This window comes from Marseilla massiliensis, from assembly GCF_016899855.1.
Lineage (GTDB): Bacteria > Bacteroidota > Bacteroidia > Bacteroidales > Bacteroidaceae > Prevotella.
Genome location: NZ_JACJJG010000219.1, coordinates 1 through 983, shown reverse-complemented (window position 1 = coordinate 983; position 983 = coordinate 1). Strand labels below are relative to the sequence as shown.

Annotated in this window: 1 pseudogene; it reads right to left on the bottom strand. The window is 37.5% G+C overall.

The annotated features are described in order from the left end of the window. Positions 1 to 726: 726 nt before the first annotated feature. Positions 727 to 983, bottom strand: a pseudogene (locus tag H6A34_RS14470) (IS4 family transposase); the annotation flags it as partial.

Here is a 983-nt window from a genome sequence, read left to right as displayed (position 1 = left end):
GAAAATAAACGTAAGAGGTGCTCGGTTCTTTTATTTTTCGCTTTACATAAAAGGGTTCTTCCGCAGTTTTGTTGGATGGCCTTTCAGCAACATAAAATTGAGCACATCGAGTTTTTCTTTTAAAAGATTAAAAATCAATAATTTTGTTATATAATTTGAAGTATGGATAAGCCGGATAGTTTTATAGCCCTAAATTTCAATTTAATCAATATACAGGTACTGATTATCAGGGACTTATGAGTATACAAGATAATACAAATACTTGAATATCAGCAGCTTATCTTTATCCAACAGAACTGCGGATGAACCCATAAAAGTGTCTTTTCGCATTGCAAAAGGCCATCAATCGGGAGCTAAAAGGCCGTCTTTTGCAAGCCGAAAGACGGCCTTTTATAATGCACTGAGTATCAACACGTTGCAAAAGCAGTAGCAACACGCCTCATAAGCGGCGGCAAAAATAATTAATGCAGAATGATTTTTTGATGGCAAATGCTTGGCTGTCAGGCTTTTATTCATTACCTTTGCCGTACCAAACATTAAATAAATTTGTTCAACATCATGAAGTGGCAGATATGTATATAGCCGCCTTATCCTGACGACATTAAGGCTTATGTCAGGGTATAAGACTACGGAGCATGGTGCAAGGCCGTGTTCCGGTGATTATATATGTATTCACTTATTACCTTTCTTCATTAGTGTCCCGTTAAAATGAGACGAGTTAAACAATTAATCAAATATCCCCGGAATCAGGGGATCATTTAGATCTTTGACATCATTGAAATTAGTCTTGTCGAACAGGTCACGCAAGTAGGTTTTGTCTGTCAATGATATGCTGAGAATTTGCAAAACTTCATAGGTTGAGCGTTTCAACTTCATATCATGTTGGACAATAGCCACAAGACAGTATGTGATAATAGCCACACTGATTTGTATGCGGACGGCGTTCTCTGTTGTGCCCCAGAATTTCTTTATCTTGAGGTGCT